The organism is Roseburia sp. MSJ-14 (genome assembly GCF_018918225.1).
Lineage (GTDB): Bacteria > Bacillota > Clostridia > Lachnospirales > Lachnospiraceae > Petralouisia.
On record NZ_JAHLQD010000023.1, the window covers coordinates 98,906 to 115,887 of the forward strand.

General features: G+C 37.5%; 14 protein-coding genes and 1 riboswitch. Of the genes, 1 reads left to right on the forward strand and 13 read right to left on the reverse strand.

Annotated elements, in window-relative coordinates; all coding sequences use genetic code 11:
• Positions 1-27 precede the first annotated feature (27 nt).
• Together KQI83_RS09590 and KQI83_RS09595 are read right to left on the reverse strand one after the other, a co-directional pair.
• Positions 28-2,292, reverse strand: a complete 2,265-nt coding sequence (locus KQI83_RS09590; RefSeq protein ID WP_216557075.1) for an ABC transporter permease — start codon at positions 2,290-2,292, stop codon at positions 28-30.
• 13 nt (positions 2,293-2,305) lie between these two features.
• A complete protein-coding gene (locus tag KQI83_RS09595; protein ID WP_216557078.1) occupies positions 2,306-3,004 on the reverse strand; it encodes an ABC transporter ATP-binding protein in 699 nt (232 codons plus the stop codon).
• 303 nt (positions 3,005-3,307) lie between these two features.
• Positions 3,308-3,406: riboswitch (THF riboswitch) on the forward strand.
• Between the two features lie 68 nt (positions 3,407-3,474).
• Here KQI83_RS09595 and KQI83_RS09600 point away from each other — a divergent pair.
• Positions 3,475-4,044, forward strand: coding sequence for a folate family ECF transporter S component (locus KQI83_RS09600; RefSeq protein ID WP_216557082.1), 570 nt, complete (start codon positions 3,475-3,477; stop codon positions 4,042-4,044).
• Between the two features lie 61 nt (positions 4,045-4,105).
• On the opposite strand, the gene gatB is transcribed toward KQI83_RS09600, so the two are convergent.
• The 11 genes from gatB to KQI83_RS09655 form a co-directional block, all read right to left on the reverse strand.
• On the reverse strand, positions 4,106-5,536 hold the full coding sequence (gene gatB, locus KQI83_RS09605; protein WP_216557085.1) for an Asp-tRNA(Asn)/Glu-tRNA(Gln) amidotransferase subunit GatB: 1,431 nt from the start codon (positions 5,534-5,536) through the stop codon (positions 4,106-4,108).
• 15 nt (positions 5,537-5,551) lie between these two features.
• Positions 5,552-7,015 (reverse strand): Asp-tRNA(Asn)/Glu-tRNA(Gln) amidotransferase subunit GatA, encoded by a 1,464-nt coding sequence (gene gatA / locus KQI83_RS09610; protein WP_216557087.1) that lies wholly within the window; start codon positions 7,013-7,015, stop codon positions 5,552-5,554.
• A gap of 15 nt (positions 7,016-7,030) precedes the next feature.
• Positions 7,031-7,327, reverse strand: a complete 297-nt coding sequence (gene gatC / locus KQI83_RS09615; protein ID WP_216557090.1) for an Asp-tRNA(Asn)/Glu-tRNA(Gln) amidotransferase subunit GatC — start codon at positions 7,325-7,327, stop codon at positions 7,031-7,033.
• A gap of 22 nt (positions 7,328-7,349) precedes the next feature.
• A complete protein-coding gene (gene aspS, locus KQI83_RS09620) occupies positions 7,350-9,095 on the reverse strand; it encodes an aspartate--tRNA ligase (RefSeq protein ID WP_216557092.1) in 1,746 nt (581 codons plus the stop codon).
• A 384-nt stretch (positions 9,096-9,479) separates the two neighbouring features.
• Complete coding sequence (locus tag KQI83_RS09625; RefSeq protein WP_216557095.1) at positions 9,480-9,833, reverse strand: hypothetical protein; 354 nt, start codon at positions 9,831-9,833, stop codon at positions 9,480-9,482.
• Between the two features lie 17 nt (positions 9,834-9,850).
• The gene (locus KQI83_RS09630; RefSeq protein ID WP_216557098.1) at positions 9,851-10,048 is read right to left on the reverse strand and encodes a hypothetical protein; all 198 of its coding nucleotides are present in this window, start codon (positions 10,046-10,048) and stop codon (positions 9,851-9,853) included.
• Between the two features lie 175 nt (positions 10,049-10,223).
• Positions 10,224-12,248, reverse strand: coding sequence for an alkyl sulfatase dimerization domain-containing protein (locus KQI83_RS09635; protein ID WP_216557101.1), 2,025 nt, complete (start codon positions 12,246-12,248; stop codon positions 10,224-10,226).
• Positions 12,249-12,280: 32 nt separating this feature from the next.
• On the reverse strand, positions 12,281-13,330 hold the full coding sequence (locus tag KQI83_RS09640) for an ABC transporter substrate-binding protein (RefSeq protein ID WP_216557104.1): 1,050 nt from the start codon (positions 13,328-13,330) through the stop codon (positions 12,281-12,283).
• 30 nt (positions 13,331-13,360) lie between these two features.
• Entirely contained in the window at positions 13,361-15,382 is a 2,022-nt protein-coding gene (locus tag KQI83_RS09645; RefSeq protein WP_216557107.1) for an alkyl sulfatase dimerization domain-containing protein, read from the reverse strand.
• A gap of 22 nt (positions 15,383-15,404) precedes the next feature.
• Positions 15,405-16,181, reverse strand: coding sequence for an ABC transporter ATP-binding protein (locus tag KQI83_RS09650; protein WP_216557109.1), 777 nt, complete (start codon positions 16,179-16,181; stop codon positions 15,405-15,407).
• The gene (locus tag KQI83_RS09655) at positions 16,181-16,951 is read right to left on the reverse strand and encodes an ABC transporter permease (RefSeq protein WP_216557112.1); all 771 of its coding nucleotides are present in this window, start codon (positions 16,949-16,951) and stop codon (positions 16,181-16,183) included. The genes KQI83_RS09650 and KQI83_RS09655 overlap by 1 nt, the downstream gene beginning before the upstream one ends.
• Positions 16,952-16,982: the final 31 nt, after the last annotated feature.

A 16,982-nucleotide genomic window follows, 5' to 3' on the forward strand; every position in this document is an offset into this window, starting at 1 on the left:
TCATCCTCCTAATACACCTAACGGTTTTTATTCTACATTTTTTAAAGCTTCATCCATTGGAATCTTTCGAATCTTTCTAAACTGCAATAATGCTACTACCAAGTATGCTACCATGCTCATGATAAACATTTCCACATACACCTTTGGATCAATATACATGGTCAGCCAGCCGCTGTAATCACTCATCATAACTCGATAAATTCCACCGATTACTACCGTAGAAATCCACATACCCAGAATCAATGATAAAATTACCACCCAGGTAGTTGCCATCAAATACAGTCGGGCAATTTCTCCATTTTCATATCCAAGAATTTTTACCATAGAAATGGAATTGGTATTTTTCTCTAAAATCAATTTTGTCAGCAAATAAATTAACAGTGCTGACAAGGCTACTGAAAAGACATTTACCAGATAGAACATATTTCCCATGGAAACGTCCAACTGTCTGGATATCTTGGTTAAATCATCCTCTGTAATACAAGATGCTACATATTCCTTCTTTAGCTCTCCTAATTTCGTATTGGAGAAATAGCCGTTAAAATATCCCTCTTCTTTGTCAAAAGTTTCACAAAACTGTTTTTCCGGCATAAATACTGCTAAGGATGATGGATATTCTACAATCTTCTTAATCTGGAACCCATACATTTTGTTGCCGTATGACTCACGAAGTACAATTGTGTCTCCTTTTTTCAATTGATATTTTTCTGCATAACCATCGGAAATACAAATCCCGTCTGACGGTAAGTTCCACTTTACATATTCACTGTCCTTTTGTACTCCGTATACGCTGATTTCTTCTCCTTCTTTGTCTCCGTTTACGGTTTTCAAAGACACTACACAGTATTTTTCTGCTTCCTTATCGTCAACTTCTACCGGTGCTTTTAAAACATACTGATAATCTGCTATCATATTATTTACCACTTCATCCTGATAATGGGATAAGAGTGGCGACATCATCATACCGAACAAAAGTAAAATATTGGCAAATAACATTCCCACAAATAAGGTTATGTAACTGGAGCGGTTCTGTATGATAATTCGCAATCGGAATCTGGTAAAAAACTTCACCTTTGGAAGTCGTACTGCTTTTTTCTTCTTCTGACTGCTTAAATCTCTTCGTATAAATCGAAGTGGAGATAGTTTCAAACGATGTACCAAGGAGAATAAATTCGTAAGTAACATAATAATCATTGGTACCACTGTGGTTAAAACAAATGCCTCACCATTCCATATGGTTTTATAGGTTGGAAGGCTATAACTTCCGTAATACATATCTGCTACCATATTTTTAAAGATGGTATAGCCTAAAATATTTCCTATTATTGCCGCCAATAGCGTTACCAACATAGGAATTGCCAGATAATGTCTTACCATTTCTCCTCTGGTATATCCTGATGCACGCAAGGTTCCGATTACCGTTGCTTCTTTTGCAATGGTGTGATTAATGGTTACTGCAAATACAAATGCCAGTATCACGATTAAGATATACAATAATACTATCATCATTGCTTTATCGCCACCCATGTCATCCCCGGTAAAATTAATTGCCTGATTGATGTAACGTGGCACATATTTTTCAATGGTTGCATGTTGTGCTAATACTTTCATAAAATCATCGGAAGTTTCTTTTTCTTTGATTTCATTTTTTGGCTCTTTATCGTATTTCCATGCATAACTGTAATAGATTCTGCTGTCTTCAAAACTGTCAAATCCTTCGTCTGTCATAACAGCTACGCCGAATTTTACGGAATCAAACATCAAATCGCTGGTATCTGAAAACAACGCACTATAATCGGAAAGAGCTACCAATCCGCTAATCTTTAACTTTTTTCCATCGACTTCAATGGTGTCTCCTGTTTTCAGATTGTTGTTATCCGCATACATACGGTCTATGGCAATTTCCTTTTCATTCTTTGGCATTTTTCCCTTCATAACACATACCTTATTCACATCGGTACGGTTTTCAAAAATACGAAGGGTACTGTCCGTTTTTACGTTTCCGTTTACATCCGTATCTTCTTCTATATAAAACTGCGGATAAATCGTCACATCTTCTTTTTCTAACTCAGTAAGCGTATCTTCATCTGCCTTTTCATCCAAGACAAAGTGTCCATTTTCAATATTGTACTTTTCAAAGCTCTCATCATACGCCTGAATCATGCTGCTTCCTGCCACCAGAAAACCGGAAACAAAACCAATGGTTGCTGTCATAAACAGAAAAATTGATAAATATTTTGCAAATTCTCCTTTGAATTCTCGAGGCAGTCTTTTATTTAATGGATTTTTCATCTTACCACCGCCTTTACCAATCCAATTCACTTGCAGGAATCTTAGATTCATTTCGATAATCCTTGCGAATCTGTCCATCACGCAGCTTAATTACCCGGTCTGCCATATTCTTAATAGCATCGTTATGTGTTACCATGATAACCGTGTTTCCGTACTTCTGGTTTACTTCTTCAATTAATTTTAAAATCTCTTTGGAAGTATTGTAGTCTAAGGCTCCTGTTGGTTCGTCGCAAAGAAGAATATCTGGATTTTTCACAATTGCACGACCAATTGCTGTTCTTTGCTGCTGTCCACCTGACAACTGGTTTGGTAATTTATGTCTGTGCTCATATAATCCTAAGGTTTTCAATAAATCATCAATATCCAATGGCTTATCACTTAAATATGCGCCCACTTCTATATTTTCTTTTACACTTAAATTAGGAATGAGGTTGTACATCTGAAATACATATCCGAGATGTTTTCTACGGTATCTGGTCAGTACTTTTTCCTTCATATCCACTGTTCTCTCCCCATTAATAGCAACATATCCACTATCTGCTGCATCGATTCCTCCAATTACATTAAGCAGTGTGGACTTTCCGGAACCGGATGGTCCTAACAATACACAAATTTCTCCACGTTCAATGGAAAAACTGATTCCCTTTAGAACCTCTACTCGGTTGGAATCATTTCCGTAACTTTTTTTCAAATCATTAATTTCCAAAAACATACTTATTCCTTCCTTCATAACTCTTTTTCATATGAATAATTGTTCACATGTTTATTTAATCATATTTTTTCTGTACTGTCAATAGTTAGCTTTTACTAACCCGTTAAATATACTACAAATATGTTTAAAATGAAATAAATTAGTTGATAATATTTATCATTTTTTCTTATTCTTACCAGCCCGGCGATGACACTTACACGCGCTATAGTTATAAGTTATAACCAGCACCCGGAATTTTGTGTTTTACAATTGTTATGTTTTGTGATATAACAGTTTTGTTCCAAAATATTATTATTTTTAATTAGCAGAGTAGAATCTTGTGCGTTAAGTGCTGAGTGAACAGGGAGTTGTCACCCGGACGAAAGGCGAATGCCTGCGGTACAAAGTTCGCATCCCGCTGCTGCATATAGGCTGTCTGTGTCTCCTTTATGTAGTTATTGGAAAACTGCTATGAAGGAGGTTTTTTATTTATGAAAAAGATATTACAACTCTACAAAGCATCTTTACAGGAGCTTTCCGTTACCAGAAACATTGTATTCTGTGGTCTTATGGCTGCACTTGGTATCGTACTTGGTACCGTAGCAACCATCCCTATTGGGCAATACATACGAATCGGATTTTCCGGTCTTCCCAACCGCATGGTAGACTTTCTCTTTGGCCCTGTGGTAGGTTGTCTCTTTGGCGGTGCATTAGATGTTTTAAAATATTTTCTAAAGCCAACCGGACCATTCTTCTTTGGATTTACTTTAAACGCTATGCTTTCCGGTATCATTTATGGAAGTATTCTGTATCGTAAACCTGTAAGTTGGAAACGCATCCTTATTGCCGAATTTTTGGTAAAACTTTTCATAAACTGCGTTCTTGGAACCTACTGGTTATCCATGTTATATGGAAATGCATTTCTGGTTCTTCTCCCGGCAAGACTTTTAAAGAATGTAATTATGCTTCCAATTGACTGCGTTATTTTGTATTTTACATTGAATTATATTGGACAAGCTGCAAAACAGTTTGGATTTGTGAAAAATAAGATAATTGCTTAGCAAAAATAGCGGATACCAAAGATAAGACACAGATTGGTACCCGCTACTTCTATATAAAGTTCTATAATAATTCTTTTAATATTTTATTTACCATTCCGGGATTTGCTTTTCCTTTCATGGCTTTCATGGTCTGACCTACTAAAAAGCCGATTGCCTTTTCCTTACCGTTACGATAATCTTCTACGGATTGAGGGTTGTCCTGAATGATTTTTTCGATTGTTTCGCGAAGTGCTCCTTCGTCATTCACCGTTTTTAATCCTTTTTCTTCTACATATTTATCCGGATCGATATCCTCAGTAAATACCTTTTCAAATACCTCTTTTGCTACGGAACTATTAATCGTTCCCGCTTCTGTTAATTCGATAACCTTTGCTAAGTTAATTGGTGAGAACTTGATATCTTCCGGGTCCATATCATGCTCTTTTAATAATCGCATGGTTTCTCCCATCAACCAGTTGGATACTTTTTTCGGTTTCTTGCAAAGTTCTGTTGTTGCTTCAAATACATCTGCTAATTTCTTTACGGATGTAAGAATCTGTGCATCATATTCCGGCAAACCAAACTCTTCCTGATATCGTTTTAATTTTTCATCTCGCAACTCCGGTTGATTGTCCTTTACCTGTTGTAACCACTCGTCACTAATCACAATCGGTACTAAATCCGGTTCTGGGAAATAACGGTAATCCTGTGCATCTTCTTTAGAACGCATTGCATAGGAGTATCCCTGTTCGTCATTCCAACGTCTTGTTTCCTGAACTACTTTTTCTCCTGACTCAATCAAATCAATCTGACGTGCTGTTTCAGCTTCGATTGCCCTTGCAATTGCTTTAAAGGAACCGATATTTTTCATTTCGGTACGCGTACCAAATTCTTTTGCTCCTACTTCTCGTACCGACAGGTTCACATCTGCTCTCATCGAACCTTCCTGCATCTTACAGTCGGAAGCTCCAAGATACTGAATAATCATGCGTAACTTATCCAGGTATGCAATTACTTCTTCTGCGGAACGCATATCCGGTTCGGATACAATTTCGATTAACGGTACACCGGAACGATTATAGTCTACCAAAGACACTTCTTCCCAATCGTCATGTACTAATTTTCCTGCGTCCTCTTCCATATGAATTTCGTGAATACCTATGGTCTTTTTTCCGTTTTCCATTTCAATTTCAATGCCACCATCATGGCAGATTGGCAGATACAATTGAGATATCTGATAGTTCTGAGGATTGTCCGGATAAAAATAATTTTTTCGGTCAAACTTGCTGTATTGGTTAATCTGACAGTTCGTTGCAACTCCTACTGCCATCGCATATTCTACTACCTGCTTATTTAATACCGGAAGAGATCCCGGCATACCGGTACACACCGGACAGGTATGCGTATTTGGAGCACTTCCAAATGCGGTAGAACAGGAGCAGAAGATTTTTGTCTTAGTTGCTAATTCTACATGGACTTCTAATCCGATGACGGTTTCATACTGTTTACTCATAATCTTCTCTCCTTTCTAATCCTGTGCTATCGGACTATGCTGATATGTTCTGGTCTGCTCATAAGCATATGCCGCACGAATAATATTTTTTTCTTTAAAACAGTCACCAATCAACTGAAGTCCGATTGGTAATCCCTTAGAATCCAATCCGCATGGCAAGCTGATTCCCGGAAGTCCTGCCAGATTTACAGAAACGGTATACACGTCTCCTAAATACATCTTTAACGGATCACTTAATGATTCTCCTAACTTCGGTGCTGTGGTTGGCGCTGCCGGTCCTAAAATAACATCATACTTTTCAAACGCCTTATCAAATGCCTGTTTTATTAATGCCTTGGTGCGTAAAGCCTTCAGATAATATGCATCATAATATCCGGAACTTAATACGAAAGAACCTAACATAATACGACGTTTTACTTCCGGTCCAAATCCTTCGGAACGTGACTTCTTGTACATATTATGAAGTCCTTCGTACTCCTTGGTACGATAACCGTATTTTACACCGTCAAAACGTGCTAAATTGGAGCTTGCTTCTGCTGCTGCAATAACGTAATAAGCAGGAATCGCATACTCTACCAAACTTAAATCAAATTCTTCTACAATGGCTCCCTTTTCTTCTAAGGTCTTTGCTGCCGCAAGAATTGCTGTTTTTACCTCTGAATCTAATCCTTCTCCCAGGTAATCTCTTGGTATACCGATTTTCATTCCTTTGACATCATCTACCAATGCAGAAGTAAAGTCTGTGTCCTCTCTTTTTACAGAAGTAGAATCCTTCTTATCATAAGAAGTAATTGCCTCTAATATTGTGGCACAATCTGTGACATCCTTTGCAACCGGTCCAATCTGATCTAAGGAAGAACCGTAAGCAATCAGCCCATAACGGGAAACCGTTCCGTAGGTTGGTTTTATTCCTGTCACACCACAAAAAGAACTTGGCTGACGAATGGAACCACCGGTGTCAGAGCCTAATGCATAAAAACATTCTTCTGCTGCTACTGCTGCACAGCTTCCTCCGGAAGAACCTCCCGGTACATGTTCTGTATTCCATGGATTTTTAGTCACTCCATAAGCAGAAGTCTCTGTGGTACTTCCCATGGCAAATTCATCCATGTTGGTCTTTCCAAGAATGACTGCCCCTGCTTTTTCCAAATTAAGTACTGCTTCTGCTGTATAGGTTGGAATAAAATTATACAAAATCTTGGAACTGCATGTGGTAAGCATTCCTTTGGTACACAAATTATCTTTGATTGCTACCGGAACTCCTGCAAGTGGTCCGGTAAGTGTTCCATCATCTATCAATTTTTGAACCTCTTTTGCACGGTTCATTGCGCCTTCTTCATCTATGGTTACAAAGCTGTGAACTTGTTCTTCTTTTGCTTTTATGGCATCTAATGCTGCACGGGTAGCTTCTTGTACGGTTACTTCGCCAGCCTTAATTTTCTTGCCTAATTCTACAGCCGTTAACTCTAAAAGCTTCATATTATAATGCCTCCTTTACTGGTCTACGGTTTTTGGTACAACAAATGCACGATCTCTTTTCTCCGGTGCATTGGCAAGTGTCGCCTCTCCACCGTCTCCATTTTCTACTACGTCTTCCCGGAATACATTTTTTACCGGGAAAACATGTGACATCGGTTCTACCTTGGAGGTATCTAATTCGTTTAATTTATCAATATAATCAAGCATACTTTCCATATCTTTTTTGGCTGCCTGTTTTTCTTCCTCTGACAGCTCTAATTTAGCAAGGATGCCCACATATTCCATGGTTTCATCTGAAATTACATTTGCCATCTTTCTTCCTCCTCTAAGGATTTTAATCTCTTACCTTGATGTGTACTTCTCGCAACTGCTGTTCTGTTACTTCATTTGGTGCTCCACACATCAAATCCTGTGCATTTCCGTTCATTGGAAATGCAATGACTTCACGAATATTTTCTTCATTTCTAAGGAGCATAATCATACGGTCAACCCCCGGTGCCATTCCTGCATGTGGTGGTGCTCCGAACTGGAATGCACTGTATAATGCTCCGAACTTATTCTTCAGCACTTCTTTGTCATAACCTGCGATTTCAAATGCTTTTTCCATAATCTGCATATCATGGTTACGAACTGCTCCGGAAGATAACTCAATACCGTTACATACAATATCGTACTGATAAGCCAAAATGCTCAATGGGTCTTCCTTCTCCAGTGCTTCTAAGCCACCCTGCGGCATTGAGAACGGGTTGTGTGTAAATCCGATTTTCTTTGTTTCCGGGTCACGTTCAAACATTGGGAAGTCATTTACATAGCAGAAACGATATGCATTTTTCTCTATTAAATCCAACTTCTCACCTAATTCATTACGAATCATACCTGCATAATATGCTGCGCGTTCTTCCTTGTCTGCCATGAAGAAAATAGTATCTCCTACTTCTAATCCGGTAAGGGTGCGGAATTCTTCCTTTAACTCTGCCGGAATGAATTTATCAATTGGTCCTTTGTAACTTCCGTCTTCTAATACTTCCAGATAACCAAGTCCGCCCATACCAATTCCGGTAGCAAACTTCAACAGTTTTTCATGAAATCCCTTGGACATATCTGCATGAACTTTGATGGCTCTTACGGTTTTTCCAATAAATGGCTTAAAGGTACATTCCTGGAAGAAATCTGTTACATCCATAATACGAAGCGGATTTCTAAGGTCCGGTTTATCGGAACCAAACTCTAACATTGCCTGCTTGTAGCTGATAATTGGATATGGTGCTTTTGTTACAACGCTTCCTTCCGGTGCAAACTTTTCAAAAGTTGCAGATAATACTTCTTCTCCTACGCGAAATACATCTTCCTGTGTAGCAAAGCTCATTTCAAAGTCTAACTGATAAAACTCTCCCGGAGAACGGTCTGCTCTGGCATCTTCATCACGAAAACACGGAGCAATCTGGAAATACTTATCGAATCCGGATACCATTAACAACTGCTTATACTGCTGTGGTGCCTGTGGCAATGCATAAAATTTTCCTTTATATTTTCTGGAAGGTACAATATAGTCTCTTGCGCCCTCCGGAGAGGATGCACAAAGGATTGGAGTCTGTACTTCTAAGAATCCCATTTCTGTCATCTTCTGTCTTAAATAAGTAATTACCTTGGAACGGAAAATGATATTGTCCTTTACCTTCTGATTTCTAAGGTCTAAATAGCGATATTTCAAACGAACGTCTTCTCTTACTTCCTTACTTGTCATAATTTCAAATGGAAGCTGTGTATATACTTCGCCTAATACCTGAATCTCTTTTGCCTCTAATTCAATGGTTCCGGTAGGAATCTTCGGATTGTAAGTCTCTTCGTCTCTCTTTTCGATAATTCCTTCGATAGAAAGTGCCTGTTCCTTACGGATACCTTCTAACAATTTACCGTCACGAATAACCACCTGCATCACTGCATACATATCTCTTAAGTCAATAAAAGATACACCACCGTGGTCACGGATATTTTCTACCCAACCGGCTACTCGAATAGTTTTTCCAATGTCGTTTTCACTTACTTGGTTCAATGTTACGTCTCTGTAAATATTGCTCATCTTCTTCTACTCCTTTTTCTCATTCCGGAGTATTTTATATACAAAAATGCCCCGGAATACTTATTGGTATTCCGGGGCGAATAATCTGACTTATCCGCGGTACCACCCGCATTGAAAAATGACGCTGTCATCTTCCCTCTCTTTGTGCGTAACGTGCACTGCCGTACTGACCTACTTAAGTTCAACCAGTCTGCTCCAGAGTGTTCCCTTCGCTTTCTCTTCCAAGTGGTGCTCTCAGTCGGTGACACCTCATTCCTGTCGGCCTCTAAAAGCAAGAGTCTCCTTCAACGCTTTACTTTGTTAATGTCTTTTTGATGTTGATTATGATAGCACGGATTTTTTATTTTTGCAAGAGGTTTTGGAAAGATTTATGGATTTTATTTCCTAATTCACAAATTGTCTCTTATATTTTTCTACATATTTCTCCGCTTTTTCCTGTGATAATAAAAACTTTTTCTGCAATTTTTCAATAATACGACTTTCCGTCACCTTTTCTTCCATATTATCCTCAATAAAAATCCGAATTCCTATTTCAACACCTTCCGCTTTGCCCTTTGCTTCATGCTCTACTAATTCATCTGCAAATAAATCATACAACGCTTCACACATAATCCCTAACTCTCCTTTCTTTCGATAATTCGACCAGATAATGGCGTTCATTGGTGCACTGTATCTGGGCTCATCTTTATGTTGACTGTATGCTTGTTCTAAACGTTCATACAATTCTTTTTCTTTCAACTGGCTGTCCAGACATCTTAGCCACAATATTCTATTAAGTTATAAGTTTGAAATTTTTCAGCGATTTGCTTTGGAATATACAGATTTGAACGTTTTTCAATAATTAACACATCTACCCTTAAGGAATCTTTTGACTTTCCTAAATGATATTCTTCCCAAAACTCCAGTTCTTCCAGACATTCCTCCAATTCGATTTTTAATACCCCGGAAAGCACAAGCTATTTCCGGGATATTTTAGAATACTTTTAGAACCTTTATTAAATTTTTATAAGTGAAAGAAACTGCTTTTATCCATCTTTATTTCTTATTATCTCCTCTTCGAATATTTTCCCCCCAGTAGTTTTTCCCTGCTTTCATACTCTTCTTATATTCCTGAAATTTTTCACACATTTAACTCAAACAAATTGGTTCTATCAGATTGAAATTTGTATACGCTGAAAAATCCACTACATATTTATCTATCCACTCTAAAATATCTAATCGCTTTGAATAAAACAATTCTTTATTTTCCTGATATTGTTTTGCAGCAAGTCTATAAACACCATCTCGTGTTGTTTTTACTACAGGATTTTTCCCCTCATCGATACTTGAATTCTCCTCTTCTTTCCAATGAAAAATGGTTCCTTTATAAATATTTACAATATGAGTCTCCAATTTATGTTCAAAACTATTGTCCTCATAAATCTGCAACGCAAACTGCAAGTTTCCATTCAAGTACTCCGCCGGTGCTATATTGGCATCTGCTACGGCTTCTGTTTCTGCACGATAACCATCAAAATTAATACCGAGATGATCTAACAACAGACCGCTTGAAACATATGCAATATAATCTTTATTAGCCATTGCATTAAATTTACGTTTTTTATTAATTCCCGGATTTCTAAGTTCAATAGCTGCAGAAAGATATGCATTTCTCCACAAGGCACTTTCCGCCTGATATCCAAGTTGTTCCAAAGCATCTGCACAAAGATAGCGTGCCTCAAGATTCTGTGGATTGGCAAATACAAGATGGTTTGTTACTGTTGCAACCCACTGATATTCCCCACTTTCATAGTCCCTTTTTGCATATTCAAGAACTTTTTCAAAAGAACCTACATATTCTATAAACTTCTCTGCTAATTCTTTTTCCGGAAGTGGTAACAAATGCACTGGATTTCCATCATAAAACCCAAGATACCTCTGATATGCACCTCTTGCATTGAATGTATAGTTTCCATAATGTGCTCTTGTATACCAGGTTCTACTAATTGATTCCGGTATCTCAATAGCATTTCCAATCTCGTTTAAAGTATATCCTTTATTTGCCAATAACAATGCCTGGTCACTTGTGAACTTATATGCCGCTGCATTATCTAATAAAAACCGCTTTAATTTTTCCGGTCTTTCCTCTGTTTTCCAAAGAGGAATACCATGCCCCGCAAATATCACTTCCACCTCTTCGCCATAATCGAGATACAACTTATAGAGTACTTCTCCCCAATAATTGGCATCACGAACCTGTGCCCCTCGCATAGTATAGGTGTTGTGAATTGTCCCCACAGCATCATCTGCAAGATATAGCGTATGATAATTTCTAAAATAAGTTACCATATGTGCTTCTGTTTCTGTATCAGGTGTAAGGATAAAATCCACCTCTATTCCATCCAGTTCAAGTGTTTTATCCTGTTCTATCAACTCATTTGGAAAAACAGAAGAAATTCTTCCTGGAATATATGGAGTATTACTTAATCCCATGGAAACATACCCTTTATCATCTCGTGGAAGAAATACTCCTGCCTGATACTGTACTCTTCTTGCCATTGCAATTCCGGTACTCAAATTGTCATTCGTCATGGACTTTTCATAGCCAATGGGTGCATATATTGGTATCTTTTCCGGCTCCTTTTCATATTTTAAGAAGGTTTCTGTTCCTCCAAAATGATCATGGTGTGTATGACTGATAATAATTGCTTTTATATGCCCACGAACCTTTTCACCTGTTGCCTTTTCCAAGAGTTCGAGGGAAACTTCCGCATCCTCAACCGAAGAGCCTGTATCTTGGATAATCCATCCATTGGTACTTTTAATGTATCCTATGGGCGCAACCGAGATTCCTGTCGTGATATAAACTTTTCCTTTTATCAATTCTGCAACCCCCGGAATCATTCCTTCTTTTGCGTTGCGCCAAAGGTAAGAATTCACGGAATCTGGATAATCTTCCTGAATGTAACTCTGCGCCTGGATATTCCAGATAACATTTCCGTTTTTATCGAAAATATTATCTTCCAGTCGTAAAATAAAATGTGACCGAAATTCTTCAACATCCTTATCCTCTTCTGCAATATATTCCTGATTGAAATTTTTCCGAATATTCTGATTGAAATTTTTTGTAAATACTGTTGCTTCTTTTCTCTTGGCATTCAATATATTTTCCATATTTTTCTATCCTCCGCTTGTTATATCACAACCTATTTCTGAACTGCCTTTTCATAAATTGCGGTATCGAAAAAGTCATCTACATTCACATCATTTGTAATAATGTTATTTGCCTTCAGAAAAGATACCGTACTCTCAGCCTTCTTTTTTGTTACATTATCTATTATAGGATTAAACCCAGCAAAAGTAGTATCTGCATAAACCTGCTGTTGAATTTCTGCCGGAAAGCTATCTGTTGCTAAATCTTCGTATACCTTCTCCGGATTTTCCTGTGCAAATTCATACGCTCTTTGTAATGCTTTTACAAATGCCTGTGCCACTTTCGGATTTTCTTTAATAAATTCTGTTCTTCCTGCTAATACAAATAAAGACGATAATTCACTTGCTACATCTGATGTATCAAAAACTTTTCCGATCCCATTTGCTTGATAAAGAAGTGCCGGACCTTCTGCCGTAACAAATGCATCTGCTTGTTTTGCTGGAAGCATCGTTGGTCCATCTGTTGCTGAGTTTACAATTTCAACATCATCTATGGTTAATCCATTCTTTTCCAACAAGTCTGATAAGAATTTATACGGAGCAGTACCAAATCCTACTACTATCTTTTTTCCTTTTAAGTCAGCAATAGATGAGATTTTCAAATCATTGTCAACAACCACACTATATGTCATATCAGAACTTGTAGTTGCAATTACTTCAATATCTATTCCATTACTTTTGGCTGTAATTGCCGGTAAATCTCCATATACAGCAAAATCGATTGCCTTAGAGGAAAACGCCTCGTTGATTGCCGGTCCTTGCTGTGCAAATGCTTGATACTCCGGATAGTATCCTACCTTTTCTAATTCCTCTTCAAAGAATTTTTCTTTCTGTGCAATTGCAGCACTTTCCGTCATAGAACCATCTAATCCGGTAGTTCCAATCACTACTTTTTTCAGTTCCTTATTTTCATTTGAGGCGGTTTCTGTTTTATCTGCTTTTTCTATTGCATTATTATTGTTCTTAGAAGCACCGCAACCTATCACTCCAACTGCCAATGTTAATGCTACTAAGATTCCTGTAACTTTCTTTAAATTTTTCATAATATTTTCCTCATCTTTCTATCTGTATTTTTATATTTCTTCTAATGGTTCAATCAAATTGAAATTTCTATACTTACCGGTATCAACTACATAATCATTTATCCATATGAGAACATCTGTTCTGTCTGTTTCAAATAATTCTTTGCTCTGTTCATACTGCTTCACTGCAAGATTATAAACTCCTTCACGAGTAGCTTTGATTACCGGTAATTTTTCTTTAAAACTGTCTGATTCTTTTTCTTCCTGCCAGTGGAAAATTGTTCCTTTATAAATATCTACAATATGTGATTCCACTATCTTAGTGAAACTTTCATCTTCTGTGATTTGCAAACGGAACTGCAATTTTCCTTTCTTATATTCCGATGGTCCAAAGTTTTTTCCACTATCTACATCTTTTTCTGCAAGATATCCATCAAAGTTTATTCCTAAATGGTCTAACAACAGTTCTGTAGAAACATATGCTACTGTATCACGATTATCCATTGCACGAATATTTAAGTGCTTTGCAAATTCCGGATTACGCAGTTCTACAGTTGCCGCCAAATATGCATTTCTCCACAAACCATTTTCACTCTGATATGCCAACTGTTCTAAGGCATCTGCACATAAGTAACGTGCATCCAGATTTTTCGGATTATCAAATACTAAATGATTCGTTACTGTTGCGACCCACTGATATTCCCCTTTTTCAAAATCTGCTTTTGCCTTTTCTAATACTGTTTCTGCAGATCCAACATATTCAATAAACTTTGCAGCCAATTCTTTTTCCGGCAATGGCAACAGATGCACAGGATTTCCATCATAGAATCCAAGATACTTCTGATAAGAAGCTCTTGCATTGAAGGAATAACTTCCATAATGCCCTCTGGTATACCATGTCCTGCTGATAGATTCCGGAATTTTAATTTCATTTCCTATTTCATTGAGGCTATATCCTTCATTTGCTAAGAGCAATGCCTGATCATTGGTAAACTTATATGCCGCTGCATTGTCCAGCAAAAACTTTTTCAACTTATCCGGTCTTTCTACTGACTTCCAATATGGTGTCCCATGACCTGCAAAAATCACTTCCGCCTCTTCACCGTATTGCAAATATAATCTATAAAGAATCTGTCCCCAATAATTGGCATCTCTGACTGGAGCTCCTCGCATGGTATATGTATTATGAATGGTTCCTACCGTATTGTCTGCAAGGAATAATGCATGATAGTTTCTGAAATAGCAAATTAAATGCGCTTCCGTTTCCGTATCTGGTGTCAAAAGAAAATCAACTTCAACACCATCTATATTAACTGTAGTATCTTTTTCAATGCTTTCCGTTGGAAAAACCGAAGACACTCTTCCATATGCTCCCGGTGCTGTGCTAAGTCCTAAGGTAATATATCCTTTTTCATTTCTTTGCAAAAACAATCCGCATTGATACTGTAACCTTCTTGACATTGCAATGCCACCATATAGGTTGTCATTTACCAAAGAATGTTCATAGTCTTTCGGTCCATATACCGGAACCTGGGAGTTTTCCTGCTCTGTGAATACTTCTGCCCCTCCAAAATGATCCTGATGGGTATGACTGATAATCAGTGCCTTGATATGGTCCCTTACATTTTCACCTAAAGCTTTTTCTATGATGTCTAATGTAAGTTCCCCTTCATTTATGGAACCTCCTGCATCTACAACAATCCAACCGTTGTCACTTCTTATAAATCCAACTGTTGACGGTGTAATTCCTGTTGTTACATATACTTTATCTTTTATCAGTTCTACCACGCCTGCCCAAAGACCATCCTGAGCTATCTGCCATAAATAAGGATTGACGGTATCCGGTGCTTCTTTGCGAAGATAATCCTGCTGCTTTCGATTCCACCGGACATTTCCCTCTGTATCTGTAATATTTTCCTTTCCCAATTCATAAATAAAATGAGACTTTAATTCTTCAATATCCTTTTTTTCTTCTTCCAGATAATGAAGATTTACATTTTCTTTTATATTCTGATTGTACTTCTTTGTAATTTCAGTTGCTTCTTTTGGATTTGCATTTAATATGTAGCTCATCTGTTTTCCTCCCTTCCTGTTACTAAATGTTGTATTCTTCTGTTTCTCTTTCATCTTCAAAGAAGTGTTTATATACCTTCTGCTTATAATAAGAAAAATCTGTACTTCCTCTTACTTTTGCATTTGCCGAATCTACTGTAATAATTTCCTTAATCTCACCAGGTCTTGCTGACATTACCACAATTCTGTTTCCTAAGTAGATTGCCTCATCAATATCATGTGTCACCATAATCATAGTTGTTTTTTCTTCTTCCCAAATACGAAGGATTTCCTTCTGCATCTGCACTCTGGTCAATGCATCCAATGCTCCAAAAGGTTCATCCAAAAGCAGTATATCCGGACTTGTAACAAGCCCTCTTGCTATAGCAGCTCTTTGTGACATTCCCCCTGACAACTGAGAGGGATATGCATTTTCAAACCCTTGCAATTTTACCAATTCTATATGTTTTTGAACCGTCTCATTCCATTTCTTTTTGTCTGACTTATCCAGTCCAAATCCAATGTTATCCTTGATTTTTAACCATGGAAGAAGGCGATGTTCCTGAAATACCATTCCACAGTCAGTATCTGGTCCGGTAACAGGTTTTCCGTTTCGAATAATCTCTCCTTCTGAGTATCCCACAAGTCCTGCAATAATTTTTAACAAAGTAGACTTTCCGCAGCCGCTGTGCCCCACAATGGTAATAAATTCACCTTTTTTTATTGTTAGATTAATATCTTTTAAAATCTCTACCTGCTTCTTATCTACATCAAACTTCTTATTTAAATGGTTAATTACTAAGCTATTTTCTTCTGCCATTATCCTCTTTCCCTCCTTTTTCTCTCCCATGGAGTTAATGCTGTGAAAATGATGGTAAGTAATTTGTCCATCAGAATTCCGATGATTCCAATAACAATCATGCAGATAATCACCACATCCGACTGCATAAGGGTTCTTGCATAACTCATCCGATAACCAATTCCTGAAGTAGATGCAATCAATTCTGCTGCAACTACTGCCATCCACGAAACACCAAGTCCAAGTTTTAATCCTGTCTGGATATGTGGAAGTGCGTGTGGAAGATATACTCTTATAAATGTTTTCCACTTACTTATTTTGTAAAGTTTTGCTACTTCTACATATTCCAATGGTGTCTGACTGATTCCACTCAACGTATTGACCATAATCGGAAAAAACGAAGCAATTACAATAATTACAATCTTAGAAGCTTCCCCTATTCCACACCACAGAATCAGCAGAGGAATCCATGCCATAATCGGTATCTGCCGTATGGTTGTAACCGTTGGCTGAAATATCTTTCTGACTGTTTCGGACATTCCCATTATTGTACCAAGAACGATTCCTAAAACTGCTGAGATAAGGTAACCTTCTACCACCCTTTGCATACTGATAAGTAAATCTTCCTGTAAAGTTCCTGCTGTCCACATCGCACCAATTGTTTTCCCTACGGTACTTATTTTAGGAAGAATACTTTCCGGTGTATTTCCATAATTGGTGGCATACCACCAAAAAATAATTACTAAAACCGGAATGATAAGACCTAACAAAATTGTTTTTAATTTTTTCATTTGATTCACCTTCTTGTTTCTTTCTTTTTTT